This window comes from Rhizobium sp. 62_C5_N11_2, from assembly GCF_051811185.1.
In the GTDB taxonomy this organism is placed as follows: domain Bacteria; phylum Pseudomonadota; class Alphaproteobacteria; order Rhizobiales; family Rhizobiaceae; genus Rhizobium; species Rhizobium leguminosarum.
In genome coordinates this window covers 192709-208412 of record NZ_JBPWPW010000004.1, presented here as the reverse complement: position 1 = coordinate 208412, position 15704 = coordinate 192709, and the positions used below count along the sequence as shown (strand labels likewise).

Below are 15704 nucleotides of genomic sequence, written 5' to 3'. Positions count from 1 at the left end.
CACGCTGGGTTTTGGCCGAAGTCGAAATTCTTAGATGTCTCGCCCGGCTTGCCGGTCGACATCCGAATTTCACGAGGTTCCTCTCTTTCGGTGGAATGCGATCTGAGCAAAACATACATTTTGATTTCATTCGCTCCATGGCGGCCACCAAAGAATGAGTACCGGCCGACAGCTCTTGCCGCCCCGCAAGAACTTCCAAGGTTCGTGCCAATTTGATTGATTTGGCCGGCAAAAAGTTTTTTTGATTGCTTTCCCAGCTATTTAGCTTGAGCCAGAACAAAGATTGGCTGCTCAGGCCCGTGTCGCGTATCTAACAAAATCCGACATCAGGTGTCGGATACCATTTATTCAAGCGCGACTAATTTTCCGGCCACCACAGCCGGCAGTCAGAGACCTGCAGCGCGATGCATAACGATGCGCTGATGTACAGCGATGCAGTGGGATAGCTTGAGGGTGTGGTAGCTTTGAATTGCGGCATCGAGCTAAGCGGCCGAATTCCGGGGAACAGCTCGACGCGTGCAACTCCTCTGTCCTAGGATATCAGTTCTACCAGCCCCGACGACGCCACCCTGAGAGGACATCGCGGCGGCAATTTGCCGATTGGGTGTTGCCCAACAGCAATGGAATGGTGGCCTTTGCCGTCAGCCGAAACGGGAGGCGATGCCGCAGAAAGCCCGCCCAGCCGGCGGGGCGAAGATGCCGTCCGAATAAAATGCACAAGCGGCCCTGCCTCGCACGGCAAGAGCGTAGGTATGAAGACTTGATCTGGATCAAATCGCAATCCCAATGAAATTGATAGGCATCAAAGACGCGCTGGAAGAAATCGGGATAGCCGAAGTCGCAACGACCGCGTAGTCGTCTCGGCATGCCCGGCATATGCGGTTTTCGAAGGGATCAGGACATGGACGTCGCACGCAGTGAGGTTCTCGAGATTGGCACTTCCGTCGCTTGCCGTTCCTGCCAGGCGCGGCACGGCGTCGTTTGCGGCGCCTTGTCGGCTGGCCAGCTTAGCGAACTCGGCCGCCACTCGCTGCGCCGCAAGGTCGATGCGGGCTGCGAGATCATCGCACAAGGGTCGGAAAACTCTTTCTATTCGAACATCATGCGCGGCGTGGTGAAGCTCTGCAAGGTGATGCCGGACGGGCGCCAGCAGATCGTTGGCCTGCAATTCGCCCCCGATTTCGTCGGCCGGCCCTTCGTGCGTGAAAGCACGCTGTCGGCCGAGGCCGCGACCGACGCGGAGATCTGCGTGTTCCCCCGCAATTTGCTCGAACGCATGATATTGGAGACCAGGGAATTGCAGCGTAGCCTGCACGCTCAGGCGCTGATCGAGCTGGATGCCGCGCGCGAATGGATGCTGACGCTCGGCCGGCGGACCGCCGAGGAGAAGGTCGCAAGCCTGCTCCACCTCATTGCCGCCCACGCCGAGACGGCGACGGCGACGAGCACCGCCTTCGACCTGTCGCTATCGCGCGCCGAAATCGCCGATTTCCTCGGGCTGACGATCGAAACCGTCAGCCGCCAGCTGACCCGGCTGCGCAAAAGCGGCGTCATCCGCATCGAGAACATCCGGCATATCACCGTGCCCGACATGGATGCGCTCGCAAAGAAAATCAGCGGGTAATTACCACCCGCATATTGGCAGGGCCGGCTTGGCGCCAGTGTAAAGAACTGGGCCGCATTGTCGGGATGCAGACGGACGTGCCGCGCGCCGCCACATCGAGCATTCCGGCACAAAACTTTTAGTCCCGGAGCCGCCGGCTTGCAACTCGGGATAGCCGCCGGGCAGGTAGATGGCATCGCCATCGGCGGCCGGCGTCGCCAGCGAGCGGTGAGAGGAGCAAAATCTCAGCCCCGCGGCGCCGCCAGCCGAGCAACATATGCTCGTAGGCCAAAGACTACATCGCGCGCCACGGCGACCCGGGTGCCGATCGGCATCAGCCGATCGATATTGGCGGCTGCGAGCTCTTCACGCCGCGCCCTGCGATATTGGCCATCGCCGTCTGCGTGACGAAATCATCGGAGCAAGTCGCGTGCCTATGCACCGTTTGCGTTTCACCATTTTCGATGCACGGTCCGAGCCTGGCGACCCCTTTTTGTCGGGCCTCAAACATTCTTGTCCAGTTTCAGACAAGAAAAGGTGCGCGGGTAGACACACGCACGAGCAGAACCTCAAACACCGTGACCCGCGCCGGCTTCGTTTCCCGCCGCGACCGGATCGGCGGGCAGCATGCTAAAGTTCTGGTAGGCGGCAGAGACCCTGATCGAGATGCGGTCGGAAGTAGCCAACACAGCGCCCTGCCGTCAGCGCGGGACAAAGGCTTCACAATTCACCTTGCCCGCATAGGCAAGCGCTCGAATACGGCGACGAAGGCTCTGTGCTGACCGCAAGTCCAGTTCCTTCAGGTCAAATGGCATGACGCTTGCTCCCCCGGCGTGTGGGCCGAGGTCGGATTTGTTAGCCGTGACCGAGAGGCCGCACATAAATCTTCCTAGAGGAGCTTCATTGATGACCATGGAAAAGCAGGTCCCTATTGTCACCTTTCGCACGCGGGTTCGCGACGAGTCTATATCCGGTCCCAACCCCTACCGCTGGGAAGACAAGACAACCGACGACTATTTCAGCGGTAAGCGGGTAATCCTTTTTTCCCTGCCAGGCGCCTTCACCCCCACCTGCTCCACTTTCCAACTGCCCGATTTCGAAAGTCTCTATGTCGAGTTTAAGAAGAAGGGCATTGACGAAATCTACTGTCTCTCCGTCAACGATGCCTTCGTCATGAATGCTTGGGGCAAGGCCCAGGGGCTGAAAAATGTCAAGCTTATCCCGGACGGCTCGGGAGAATTCACTCGCAAAATGGGTATGCTCGTCGCCAAGGACAATCTCGGATTCGGTCTGCGCTCCTGGCGCTACGCTGCCGTGATCAATAATGGCGTCGTGGAGGAGTGGTTCGAGGAGGAAGGCTTTGGCGACAACTGCGCAACCGATCCGTATGGCGTCTCTTCACCGCAAAACATTTTGAAATGCCTCAAGACCCCAGCCTTCGCATGAGCAGAGAAGCCAACGGCCAGCAGCTACCACTTGTCGCGCACACCTGCGCCGAACGATAGGAGTTTGCTCGAACCATGAAGTCCTTTACAAGCCTTCATCAGCGTCAGCAGCAATCGCTGGTTATTACGCCCCAGCTCATCGAGTCTATTCGCATGCTGCAGCTAGCGCACACCGAACTGAATCAATTCGTGGAACAGGAAATCGAGAAGAACCCATTTCTCGACCTAGCGTCGAATGACAGCGGGGCTTCTGGCGACGTATCGCCGACTGTGGCGGATAATCAAAATATCAGCGCGCGCGAAGACCACGTTGATGGGCCGGCCAGGACGGACATGCCTGAGCTGTCGAGTCCCTGGAAATCAATCCGCGACACAGGCAACCTTTCGCCGGGGGAAAGGCCTTCTCTGGATGAGTTCGCCGCCTCGACTGAGACATTGCACGAACATGTCGCCCATCAGATCGCCCTCACCGCCTTCACACCCCAGGAGCGGCTGATTGCTGGCGCGCTTGCCGATCATCTGAATGACACTGGGTATCTGCAAGTGAACCTTCTGGAGCTAGCAGAGAGGCTAAATAGCCCTGAGGCTAGAGTGAAACTGGTTCTTGAGGCTTTGCAGCTATTTGACCCACCGGGCATTTTTGCGCGAAGTCTGAGCGAATGCCTCGAGATTCAGCTGCGCCAGCGAGACCGGTTCGACCCGGCCATGGCAGCTCTGGTCGCAAATCTCGAGTTGCTTGCGCGACGCGATTTTCGAGCACTGAAGCGACGTTGCCGGGTCGATGAAGACGATCTTCTCGATATGTTGAACGAAATCCGTGCCCTTGACCCAAAGCCTGGGAACCAGTTCCAGTCCGCAGGGTCGGAATCCATCATACCCGACGTCTTCGTCCTGCCCTCGCCGGGAGGCGGATGGCAAGTCGAACTTAATCGGGAGGTTCTGCCCAAGGTACTGATCAACCAAACCTATTTTGCGCAAGTTACTCGCCTAACCGCCCAAAGTTCGAAAGATCAGTCGTTCCTCAACGAATGCTTCCAGAACGCGAGCTGGTTGGTTCGGAGTCTCGATCAGCGCGCCACGACAATCCTCAAGGTGGCAACCGAAATCGTGCGCCACCAGGATGTCTTTCTGGAAGATGGCATTGCCCATCTTCGGCCTCTCAATCTTAAGACCATCGCTGACGCGATCGACATGCACGAGTCCACTGTAAGTCGGGTGACGTCGAACAAATATATTCTCACGCCCCGCGGCGTGTTCGAACTCAAATATTTTTTCACAGTTGCGATCCCCTCCTCACAAGGCGGTGACGCGCACTCGGCCGAAGCTGTGCGCCATCAGATTAGGGCAATTATTGCCGCAGAAACGCTCGATAATGTGCTGTCCGACGATGGCATCGTTGCGAGGCTCAAGGAAACTGGCGTCGACATTGCTCGCCGCACAGTCGCCAAATATCGCGAGGCGATGAACATCCCCTCGTCCGCGCAACGCCGGCGGGAGAAACGGTTTGTACTAGCGGCCGCGGAGGGATAACGGCCTTCGTACCATGGGTCACGCCCTTCCCACAATCCGCAAACCTGAGGCACATGTGACATCATGCTCTGGTCCTTCTCCATAGATCGATTTGATATGGGCTGGCGACCGCAGCCTCGTCACGGGGAGCTTCAAAAGTTGTGCCGGCTGCTTAAGAAATTCTAGAAAAGACTAGATGTCTGTTCCATAGCTCAAGCGCTTTGGCGGCTAAGCGGTTAATCACGAAGCTCGTGTCGAATTTTGATGTCGCGCAATCGACAAATCTGAAAGTAGTTGTCGGCTCCCATTCATTTTCCGCCGAACCGCTAAAATTTCGGTGCGGCGGCAACGAGAGCCTCAACCGGAAATGACAAACGGAGAGACGCGGGCAGACGTTCTGGAGTTGACGCGTTTTCGGGATGTCCGATGTTCGACGACGCAGGAATACAACACACGGGCCGGTGGAGCTCTTGGTCTTCCTCACCGCTTGGCACGGTGCATGCACGGTAATCCGAAATGCGCCATCGAACAGAAAGGAATCATCCCATGATCAAGCTCACAGAGAATGCCGCTGCCATCATGAACGTCGCGCTTTCCCGAGCCGAGCAGGCGGAAGGCTTTCGCATCGCGGTCGAGGCAGGTGGGTGCGCCGGCTACAAATACCTGGTGGGGCTGGAGAGCGTCCAGGGCCAGGGCGACGCGGTGATCGAAACAGATGGGGTCAAGGTGTTCGTTGACGCCGGCTCCCAAGCACACATCAAGGGCATGACGATCGACTTTGTGACGGGGCCTGAATCCTCCGGTTTTGTCTTCGACAATCCCAATGCGCAACAAAAGTGCACATGCGGCAAATCTTTCGGCTGATCACCGGGAAAGGGAGAGAGCCCATGTGGAATTATAGCGAAACGGTCATGATTTCCTTGTTCAATCAGAAGAACGACGGCATGCAGGAAAATCCCGTCATTGAGACCGGGGCAGCCGATCGTAGAGGGCCTGAATTGATCATCGGAGTCGACCCAAAGGTGGAAGCGTTTTCGGTGACACCGTCGTCCTTGCGTGGCAACCCAGCGACCGCCTCCTCGTCAGCGCTGGCCGAACTCATAACCCGAAAGCCCGCTGATAGAGCGCCTCGGACCGTCCGTCAGGAGACAGCAGGCTTTTTAGACTGTTTGCTGCCGGAGAAAAACGTCTGCTCATCCACGGATTATCCTGAGGCAGCAAAATTTCGTGGCGGACATCCGGGCAAGGATTACGAAGGTGACGCCCCATCTTCAAACAGTTCCGTGCCGATGAAGGGTGAGCGAAGAAGCGTGCGTGTCAAGAAGCTCGATTTCATGACCAAGTCGCTCACTTCGCTAGGTTTGGCTGTAGCCGGACGACACTCGTCCAAGCCGTCGAAGACGTGTCAGGGGTTTATACTGTACTGGTCGTCGAAAGCCTCGTTCCGGCAGAAGAGGACCATCAGACCGCCACAACAGAAATCTGAGGCCTTGAGAAGTTGGCAGGGTCGAACTCGATGTTGTAGCCGACAATCGCGTCGGGCAGGAGCAAAAAATCGCCGCCGCCTGCAACAGTTCAGTTCTCAGCGACAAGCTAGGCTGACGACCCACCTAGTTAAGCCGCCGCGGCGAATCCAGCCATTGGAAACGGCGCGAGCGCAAAGCGTTCCTCCCTTTCTGCTGATAGCGGCGATGCGACATTATCGACGCCAACGAGATCGCGCGACGCGCCTTCCAGCCCGCGCTGGCTGCCCGAGGCCAGAAAACAACAGCATGTACAAGACGCTGAAGCATTATCACCGCGTCCCCTCAGTCGAGATTGACCCATGAGAGCGATCTATCTCGACAATAATGCAACGACCAGGGTCGATCCTGAAGTGGTTGAAGCCATGCTGCCGTTCTTTGCGGATCAGTTTGGAAACCCTTCGTCGGCACACGCTTTTGGCTCCTCCATCCGCGAGGCGGTGAGGAAGGCGCGCCGGCAATTGCAAGCGCTGATCGGCGCCGAGTTCGATTATGAGATCGTGTTCACCTCGGGGGGGACGGAAAGCGACAATACAGCGATCATTTCGGCGCTGGAGGTGATGCCTGAGCGCACAGAGATCGTGACCTCCGCAGTCGAGCATTCAGCGGTGCTGACACTCTGCGGCCATCTGGAGAAGACGCGCGGCGTGAAGGTACACAGGATCCCAGTGGATCGGCATGGACGTCTCGATCTTGACGCCTACGAGAACGCCCTCACTCATCGCGTAGCGATTGTTTCGATCATGTGGGCGAACAACGAGACGGGAACCATTTTTCCGGTCGCTAAGCTTGCCGACATGGCCAAGAGGATCGGTGCACTTTTCCACACGGACGCGGTCCAGGCGGTCGGTAAGGTTCCAATGAACCTCCAACCTACTGCAATCGACATGCTGTCGTTGTCCGGACACAAATTCCATGGACCAAAAGGAATCGGCGCACTCTATCTTAGACGGGGCGTATCTTTCTCCTCACTGGTCAAGGGAGGTCATCAGGAGCGCGACCGACGCGCAGGGACAGAAAATACGGCCGGGATTGTAGGTTTAGGCAAGGCTGCCGAACTCGCCTTGAAATCAATGGACGACGAGACGACCCGATTAAGGTCGCTCCGAGATCGATTGGAGAACGGCATCGTCCAGCGTGTTCCAGGCGCCTTCGTAACCGGCGATCGGCTTAAGAGGTTGCCAAACACGGCGAACATCGCCTTTCAACGTGTCGAAGGCGACAGTATGCTCCTTCTTCTCAATCGCTATGGCATCGCCTGCTCTTCCGGGTCTGCCTGCTCCTCCGGTTCGCTGGAGCCGAGCCATGTCTTGAGGGCAATGGACATCCCTCATGCCGTGGCGCACGGAACAATCCGCTTCTCGTTCTCGCGCGATAACTGTGAGGAGGATGTCGACCGGGTGCTCGAAGTTTTACCTGGCATCGTTGAGAAGCTGCGGAGCCAATCCCGTTCCGGCCACGTGGCCGACACGAGCAGCCGGGTTCGTTCAGGGGAGTAGTAGCAGGCACGCTCATGAAACGGCAATTCCTTCTCACCGATACGACCTGCATTACGGCGAACCTTCACCGGCATCGTATGAATGATCAGAGAAAAGCTGGGGCTCGTTCAGTCACACAGATCGCCGGTTCACCGCCAATGCGTGTTCATGAGGGCGTCCCGCGCCACATCATCTTATTGGATCTCTCGACACCATCGGTGGATCGATTTCGACCACCAGCCTATGCCGATTCCAGTAGCAACGCGACTGCCTTGCGGGAAACCGCGTCGAACCGCGCATTCCGTATGTTGCAGTTTAAGCTACGGGAGAACGGTCTCGAGATCACCGCTCACGACAAGGGGAAATCTTATGTGCCGTTGCTCCGCTGACAGCAGTCCCATCAATGTCGAGGATATCCTCAATCGGCTGAAATGTCTCTCAGCTGCGGAGGAGTTCTTCGCAGCCCTCGGGGTCCGCTATGACCCGAAGGTTCTCGATGTCTCACGACTCCATATCATGAAGCGTATGGGCCAATACCTCGCGGCAGAGGACTTCTCCCATCTCCCTGACCAGGTAATCGCTGCTCGTGCCCGTGCCATACTGGAAAGGGCCTACTGTGATTTCGCCACCTCCGCGCCGCTCACGCACCGGGTCTTCAAGGTGCTCAGGGACCACAATCCGGACAGACCTGTCACACCCGGCCGCACCATTATCCCGTTGGACTCCTTCCTGAAGCCGTTCGAAAAGGAATGAGCACGGTTGCGACACGACAATGTCGGGAAGCCTACAATTCAGTCATATGCTAGCAACGCCGGAATTAAAGCCGTTTCAAGGGGATAGCGAATGCCAAACGGTTGGCACGAATGATGCACGCAAGCATATGTACTGACAAGCCGGCCACCCATAGAGGGAGGGAGTAAGAAACCGCCATGCACATAGTTATCTGTATCAAACAGGTACCGGACTCCGCACAAATACGAGTGCATCCGGTGACGAACACAATCATGCGTCAGGGGGTGCCAACCATCATCAACCCCTATGATCTGTTCGCCCTTGAGGAGGCACTCCAGTTGCGCGACCGCCATGGAGGCGAGGTGACCGTGCTCACCATGGGGCCGCCCATGGCAGAGGACGCGTTGCGCAAGGCGCTCACTTACGGCGCCGACCGCGCCGTACTCTTGACCGACCGTCATTTTGCCGGCTCCGACACTCTGGCAACCTCGTTTGCTCTTTCGCAAGCCATCGCGAAGATCGGAGAGGCCTTCGGTACGCCCGATATCGTCTTTACGGGCAAACAGACCATCGACGGCGATACCGCCCAGGTTGGGCCTGGCATCGCCAAGCGCCTGGACCTCCTGCAGCTCACCTACGTGGCGAAAATCGTCTCTGTCGACATCAATGGGCGCGAGATTACGGTGGAGCGCCGCTCGGAAGGGGGCACGCAGACGCTGTTGAGCAAGCTCCCTTGCCTGATTACAATGCTCGAAGGCACAAACGAAATCCGCCGCGGCTCGTTCGATGACGCGCTACGGGCCGCGCGCAGCCAGATCGTGAAGTGGAATGCGGCCGACGCTGGCATAGAGGACCTCACCAAGTGCGGCCTGCGTGGCTCGCCAACCGTCGTTAAGAGGGTCTTTGCCCCTCCTGAGCGGCCGGAAAAGGCGGAGCAGATCGATACCGCGGAAAAAACGCCGCGCGATCTCGCGGAGGAGTTGATCGCTGGGATCTTTTTGCGCCAGCCGGCGCTCGAAAGCGAACTCGCCTTTGACGGCGAAGCGTAAAGGCAAGGAGCGACGATGTTGAGCACGAATCGAGAGAGCCCTCCTCCAGCCGTTGGCCGTGCCGCCATGAAAAAAGAGCTGCCCGATCAGTTTAAGGACCATCGGCACGTTTGGGTCTTCATCGAGCTGGAGCGCGACCAGGTCCATCCCGTCTCCTTCGAGCTGCTCGGCGAAGGCCGCAAACTCGCCGACAAGCTGGGCGTCCAGCTTGCCGGCGTCGTTCTCGGACCGCCGGAAGAGGCCACGTGGTTTGCCGTCGCCGAGGCTTTTGCATATGGCGCCGACCTTGCCTACCTCATCGAGGCCCCACTGCTCGCCGACTATCGAAACGAGCCCTTCACCAAAGCATTGACGGATCTGGTTACTAACTACAAACCGGAAATCCTTCTTTTAGGGGCAACGACGCTCGGGCGCGACCTTGCCGGTTCCGTGGCGACGACCTTGTTGACAGGGCTCACGGCGGATTGCACCGAACTTGATGTGGATGCGGACGGCTCGCTTGCGGCGACCCGGCCAACTTTCGGCGGCTCCTTGCTGTGCACGATCTACACGCTCAACTGCCGGCCGCAGATGGCAACGGTTCGTCCGAGGGTCATGGCCATGCCGCCGCGCGGAAATAATAAGATCGGACGCGTCATTCGACACAAAGTGTCGATGATCGAGGAAGAGATCGTCACTAAGGTCCTCGGTTTCTTGTCTGATGGTCAGTCGGAGACGGCGAATCTCGCCTATGCGGATGTCGTGGTTGCTGGAGGCCTCGGTCTCGGCGCGATGGAGAACGTGAAGCTTATGAAGAAACTCGCGCGGACGATCGGGGCCGATTATGGCTGTTCGCGCCCCCTCGTCCAAAAGGGCTGGATGCCTGCTGATCGGCAGATCGGCCAAACTGGCAAAACTATCCGGCCGAAGCTCTACATAGCGGCCGGCATTTCCGGCGCCATCCAGCATCGCGTTGGCGTCGAGGGAGCTGATCTTATTTTAGCCATTAACACCGATCCTAACGCGCCGATTTTTGATTTCGCTCACCTTGGCGTGGTCACCGATGCGATCCGTTTACTGCCGTCATTGACGGAACTATTCACCCATCGACTGTCGCCGCACAGTCGCGATAAGCTTGCAAACTGAGGGCGCCCCATGACCGAGGAAAACTTCGACGCCATAGTTATCGGGGCCGGCATGGCCGGAAACGCAGCTGCTTACACGATGTCGAGCCGCGGCATGAAGGTGCTGCAATTGGAGCGCGGCGAGTATCCGGGCTCCAAGAATGTGCAGGGCGCCATCATGTACGCGGACATGCTGGAGAAAATCCTGCCGGACTTCCGGGATGATGCGCCACTGGAGCGGCACTTGGTCGAGCAGCGCTTCTGGATGATGGACGACTCATCCCACATCGGTATGCAATACCGGTCGGACGACTTCAACGAGTCAAGACCCAATCGCTACACGGTCATTCGCGCCCAATTCGACAAATGGTTTTCACGCAAGGTGCGCGAGGCCGGAGCTACTCTTCTATGCGAGACGACCGTGACGGAACTCGTTCGAGATCCAAAGGGCAGGGTGATTGGCGTTCGCACCGACCGCGCCGGCGACGTGATCCTTGCTGACGTGGTCGTTCTCGCAGAGGGCGTCAATGGACTGCTCGGCACGCGGGCTGGATTGCGTGACACGCCAAAGCCGGAAACTGTCGCGCTCGCCGTCAAGGAAATGCATTTCCTGGCCGAAGAGGTGATTGACCAGCGGTTCGGCCTCAAGGCCAATGAAGGCTGCGTCATCGAGGCAGTTGGCACGATCTCTCGCAACATGGCCGGGCTTGCCTTCCTCTACACCAACAAAGAATCGATCTCGATCGGGATTGGCTGCCTTGTCTCCGAATTCGCGGCAACAATGGAAAGTCCTTATGACCTGCTCGAAAAATTCAAAACCCATCCCTCGGTCAAGCCGCTGATCGCAGGATCGGAAGTCAAGGAATATGCGGCTCATCTCATTCCAGAAGGTGGTTACAAGGCAATTCCGCAGCTTTTTGGTGACGGCTGGGTCGTCGTCGGCGACGCGGCACAGCTTAATAATGCGGTGCACCGCGAGGGGTCCAACCTCGCCATGACGTCGGGGCGCATCGCCGGCGAAGCAATCGTCCAGATCAAGAACCGCAAGAAGCCGATGGTCAAGGAGCACCTCTCCCTTTACAAGTCGATGCTTGAAAATTCATTCGTCATCAAAGACTTGCGGAAGTACAAGGACATGCCTGCCCTGCTGCACACCAATTCCCGCAATTTCTTCACGACTTATCCAAAATTGCTGTCGCAGGCCGCACAGAACTTTGTGCGAGTGGACGGCACCCCGAAGATCGACAAGGAACGGGCGACCACGGCCACCTTCATCAAGGCACGCTCGCGCTGGGGGCTGTTTGGTGATGCGGTCCGCTTGGCGCGCGCGTGGCGATAAAGGAAAGATGAGATGACGGTTGCAGTGACGAACATACGCGTAGAGGACAAGCTTTACCAAAATCGATATGTGGTCGATGCCGGACGTCCGCATATTAGGGTGCGTCCACACGAGTGGCCGAGCGTAAATCTGTATGCCCTGACAGGTGTCTGTCCGGCCAAGTGCTACGAATTGAATGACCAGGGCCAAGTGGAGGTTATCGCCGACGGGTGCATGGAGTGCGGCACGTGCCGCGTACTCTGTGAGGCAAGTGGAGATATCGAGTGGAACTATCCGAGAGGCGGTTTCGGCGTTCTCTTCAAGTTCGGATAAAGGTTTGCAACTCAACGACTCAGAACCAACTGGGTTTGCAGACAGGCGCATCGGAAACTTGCAGAGGTGCGCGTTGCGGATTGGCATTAGAAATTACTATAAATACATGCAAGCAAGGGTTATAAGAAAATTAGACAACCCGAGGCTATATAATGACCCACATGCCCGCGCGATCGGTCGATGGAGTGGAGCCCCTATCTGCGCTACCTGCTGGACCCATGCGCCAAGCGGGCAGCGGAATCTACGAGATATCAAAGGTCCTAACTGCCCCCGCCCGGCTAGAGATCACGCTTGCCAACGTCGTGAACGTCCTCTCTTCCTTTCTGCAGATTCGACAGGGAGCAATCGTTGTTCTGGACGCTGGAGGTCATCCCGAGATTGCCGCAACTGGCGACATCCCCCCACCCTCTCAATCAGCCGCTCGAGGCGTTATACCGAAGGCCGTAATCGACCATATCGTGACAACCGGTATGCCCTTTATTGTAAAGGATGTTGGCAAGTCCGAATTGTTTCAGGCTGATCCGCAACCGCCTTGGAGCAGCGGCACCGTCCCGATTTCTTTTGTTGGCGTTCCGGTAAAAGCCGATAACAAAATAATTGGCACAATATCGGTCGATCGCGTCAGGAACGACGCCGCCCCCTTCCCCGCCGACGAGGACGTTCGCTTTCTGACCATGGTCGCCAATCTGGTCAGCCGGACGATCCGGCTTCATCGCTTCCTGAACCTGGAGAGTCGGCGACTTATCGGCGAACAAGAGAGACCGGAGAAGCCGATCAACACGCAAAGGGGCGCCCCGGGCCGACATCCACCCGTCAAAATCGACGGGATTGTCGGGGATAGCCCGGCTCTCCAGCAGGTGGTTGAAACAGTCTCGGTGGTGGCAAGGACGAATTCCACCGTGCTTCTGCGGGGCGAAAGCGGCACCGGCAAGGAATTTTTTGCTCAGGCGATCCATGAGCTTTCCCCTCGTAGAAACAAGCCGTTCGTCAAATTGAACTGCGCCGCGCTGCCTGAAGGCGTCCTGGAATCGGAGTTGTTTGGGCATGAAAAGGGCGCTTTCACCGGGGCCATCGCGCAGCGTGCCGGACGCTTCGAACTGGCAAATGGCGGAACGCTTCTGCTTGACGAGATTGGCGAGATTTCGCCCGCCTTTCAAGCCAAGCTGCTGCGCGTCCTGCAGGAAGGCGAGCTGGAGCGAGTGGGCGGGACCAAGACGCTTGCGGTCGACGTCCGGCTCATATGCGCCACGAATAAAAACCTCGAAATGGCTGTTGCAAACGCGGAATTCAGGGCCGACCTGTATTACCGCATCAGCGTAGTTCCAATTGTCCTGCCGCCGCTTCGAGAGCGACCCGGCGATATTCCACGCCTTGCGAAAGCTCTTCTTGACCGATTCAACAAGGAGAACGAAAGCGAGCTTACGTTTTCGCCGTCGGCGATCGAGGTGATGTCGCAATGCTATTTCCCAGGCAACGTCCGGGAACTCGAAAACTGCGTGCGAAGGACTGCTACCCTTGCACGTTCAAGCTCGATCGTTTCGTCTGATTTTGCCTGCAAGAACAGTCAGTGCCTTTCGTCGCTCCTCTGGAAAGGAACCGACGGGTCGCCCAGCGGCAATACCATCGATGGGCGTGCCCGGAGCAATGTGATGCCGGCTGCATCGCCGCGCTCGAGCGGGAACGTCGGTGCGTCGGACGAGGTGTCTTCCGTCAAGGCCTGTGATCCGAACGGTTCCGGTTGTCCCGCAATGGACTCGCGCCTCACGCAACGGGACCGGCTGATCGAGGCGATGGAAAAGGCCGGGTGGGTTCAGGCCAAGGCGGCTCGTATCCTCGGCCTTACGCCACGTCAGGTCGGCTATGCTTTACGCCAGCATCGCATCGAGGTGAAAAAGCTTTAAGCGTCCAAGTGACGTTTGGACCTTCTCGCATTTTCAATGCCTGGTTTTATGGCTTCGGCCAACTCCTTTGTCGACTGTCGAAAGCTCGACAAATCTGTGTCAGAACACGGTCGGAATCGAACAACAATAAGCAAATTATTGAAGCGAAATCCAATGCTTGGGATGGCATGGCTTTTGCGTTTTGAAACGCGACGTCAACTAGCAACGGAGCATTCAATGTCCGCACCGATGATTTCGCTTGAGAGTGTGACCAGCACGACATCCTCGGATCAATTGCTGGTGACCGCGAAACCGAGTGGCTGCACATCCTCGTCATGTGGCGTGTCCACAAAGCCGGCCGACATGGACCAGGCTATCTGGGCGAAGATCAAAAACCACCCCTGCTATTCAGAAGAAGCTCACCATTATTTCGCGCGCATGCATGTCGCGGTCGCACCAGCCTGCAATATCCAGTGCAACTATTGCAACCGTAAATATGACTGCGCCAACGAAAGCCGGCCTGGGGTAGTCTCGGAAAAGTTGACGCCAGACCAAGCGCGGCGCAAGGTCATTGCCGTCGCCAACGAAGTGCCGCAGCTTTCCGTGCTGGGTGTCGCCGGACCGGGCGATGCCTGTTACGACTGGAAGAAGACAAAGGAAACGTTCGAACGAGTCGCGGGCGAGATCCACGACATCAAGCTGTGCATCTCCACCAACGGGCTTGCGCTGCCGGATCACGTCGTCGAACTTGTCGACATGAATGTCGATCATGTGACAATCACGATCAACATGGTTGACCCTGAAATCGGCGCAAAGATCTATCCCTGGATCTTTTACCACAACCGTCGTTACACCGGCATCGAAGGCGCCAGAATCCTGCACGAGCGGCAGATGTTGGGCCTGGAGATGCTGACCGCGCGCGGCATCCTCACTAAGGTCAATTCGGTGATGATCCCTGGCGTCAACGACGAACACCTGGTCGAGGTAAACAAATGGGTCAAGGAGCGGGGGGCGTTCCTGCACAACGTCATGCCGCTTATTTCCGATCCGGCCCATGGCACCTACTACGGCTTGACCGGACAGCGCGGCCCGCGGGCGCTCGAATTGAAGGCGCTCCAGGATCGTCTCGAAGGCGGCGCAAAGCTGATGCGCCATTGTCGGCAGTGCAGGGCCGACGCCGTCGGCCTGCTTGGGGATGATCGCGGCCAGGAGTTCGCACTCGACCCGATTCCAGAAGAGATCACCTATGACGCCCATAAGCGCGAGGCCTATCGGGAAGTGGTCGCGCGCGAACGCGGCGATCACGCGACCGCCAAGAGCGAGGCAATCGAGACAGTCAAAGCAGCCGGCGACGGGTCCCTCCACGTCGCGGTCGCGACAAAGGGTGGCGGTCGCATCAACGAGCACTTCGGCCATGCGAAGGAATTCCAAGTATACGAAGCTTCGTCGAGAGGCATCACCTACGTCGGGCATCGCAGGATTGAACAGTATTGCCTCGGAGGCATGGGCGAGGAAGCCACCCTCGACGCCATCATAACTGCGCTGGAGGGCATTGACGTCGTGCTATGCGCCAAGATCGGGGAGTGCCCTAAGAATCGGCTCACGGAGGCCGGGGTTCGGGCAACGGATGCTTATTGCTATGACTACATCGAGACCGCCATCGGCACCCTCTACGCCGCCAAGTTTGGCGTCGAACCACAAGCAGCGACGGCGTGAGCGCTCTTAATCCAA

Annotated in this window: 12 protein-coding genes and 1 pseudogene; 12 read left to right on the top strand and 1 reads right to left on the bottom strand. The window is 57.6% G+C overall.

Annotated elements, in window-relative coordinates:
* Positions 1 to 901 precede the first annotated feature (901 nt).
* Complete coding sequence (locus AB8B31_RS32770; RefSeq protein ID WP_097622028.1) at positions 902 to 1624, top strand: Crp/Fnr family transcriptional regulator; 723 nt, start codon at positions 902 to 904, stop codon at positions 1622 to 1624.
* Between the two features lie 70 nt (positions 1625 to 1694).
* On the opposite strand, the pseudogene AB8B31_RS32765 reads toward AB8B31_RS32770, so the two are convergent.
* A pseudogene (locus AB8B31_RS32765) lies at positions 1695 to 1962 on the bottom strand (cobyrinate a,c-diamide synthase); the annotation flags it as partial.
* A 547-nt stretch (positions 1963 to 2509) separates the two neighbouring features.
* Here AB8B31_RS32765 and AB8B31_RS32760 point away from each other — a divergent pair.
* The 11 genes from AB8B31_RS32760 (at position 2510) to nifB (ending at position 15689) form a co-directional block, all read left to right on the top strand.
* Positions 2510 to 3049 (top strand): peroxiredoxin, encoded by a 540-nt coding sequence (locus AB8B31_RS32760; protein WP_037080445.1) that lies wholly within the window; start codon positions 2510 to 2512, stop codon positions 3047 to 3049.
* A gap of 74 nt (positions 3050 to 3123) precedes the next feature.
* Complete coding sequence (gene rpoN / locus AB8B31_RS32755) at positions 3124 to 4578, top strand: RNA polymerase factor sigma-54 (RefSeq protein ID WP_097622029.1); 1455 nt, start codon at positions 3124 to 3126, stop codon at positions 4576 to 4578.
* A 525-nt stretch (positions 4579 to 5103) separates the two neighbouring features.
* On the top strand, positions 5104 to 5421 hold the full coding sequence (locus AB8B31_RS32750; RefSeq protein ID WP_097622030.1) for a HesB/IscA family protein: 318 nt from the start codon (positions 5104 to 5106) through the stop codon (positions 5419 to 5421).
* A 961-nt stretch (positions 5422 to 6382) separates the two neighbouring features.
* Positions 6383 to 7579 (top strand): cysteine desulfurase NifS, encoded by a 1197-nt coding sequence (gene nifS / locus AB8B31_RS32745; protein ID WP_097622032.1) that lies wholly within the window; start codon positions 6383 to 6385, stop codon positions 7577 to 7579.
* 348 nt (positions 7580 to 7927) lie between these two features.
* Positions 7928 to 8311: a nitrogenase stabilizing/protective protein NifW gene (gene nifW, locus AB8B31_RS32740; protein WP_007636875.1), complete on the top strand. Its 384-nt coding sequence runs from the start codon at positions 7928 to 7930 to the stop codon at positions 8309 to 8311.
* A 176-nt stretch (positions 8312 to 8487) separates the two neighbouring features.
* A complete protein-coding gene (locus tag AB8B31_RS32735; protein WP_097622033.1) occupies positions 8488 to 9339 on the top strand; it encodes an electron transfer flavoprotein subunit beta/FixA family protein in 852 nt (283 codons plus the stop codon).
* 15 nt (positions 9340 to 9354) lie between these two features.
* A complete protein-coding gene (locus AB8B31_RS32730; RefSeq protein ID WP_097622034.1) occupies positions 9355 to 10464 on the top strand; it encodes an electron transfer flavoprotein subunit alpha/FixB family protein in 1110 nt (369 codons plus the stop codon).
* Positions 10465 to 10473: 9 nt separating this feature from the next.
* Positions 10474 to 11781, top strand: coding sequence for an FAD-binding protein (locus AB8B31_RS32725; RefSeq protein ID WP_097622035.1), 1308 nt, complete (start codon positions 10474 to 10476; stop codon positions 11779 to 11781).
* 12 nt (positions 11782 to 11793) lie between these two features.
* Positions 11794 to 12093 (top strand): ferredoxin family protein, encoded by a 300-nt coding sequence (locus tag AB8B31_RS32720; RefSeq protein ID WP_007636883.1) that lies wholly within the window; start codon positions 11794 to 11796, stop codon positions 12091 to 12093.
* 218 nt (positions 12094 to 12311) lie between these two features.
* The gene (gene nifA, locus AB8B31_RS32715) at positions 12312 to 13994 is read left to right on the top strand and encodes a nif-specific transcriptional activator NifA (protein ID WP_097622036.1); all 1683 of its coding nucleotides are present in this window, start codon (positions 12312 to 12314) and stop codon (positions 13992 to 13994) included.
* A gap of 216 nt (positions 13995 to 14210) precedes the next feature.
* Positions 14211 to 15689 carry a nitrogenase cofactor biosynthesis protein NifB gene (gene nifB, locus AB8B31_RS32710; RefSeq protein WP_097622037.1) on the top strand — a complete coding sequence of 493 codons (1479 nt, stop codon included), beginning with the start codon at positions 14211 to 14213 and terminating at the stop codon, positions 15687 to 15689.
* Positions 15690 to 15704: the final 15 nt, after the last annotated feature.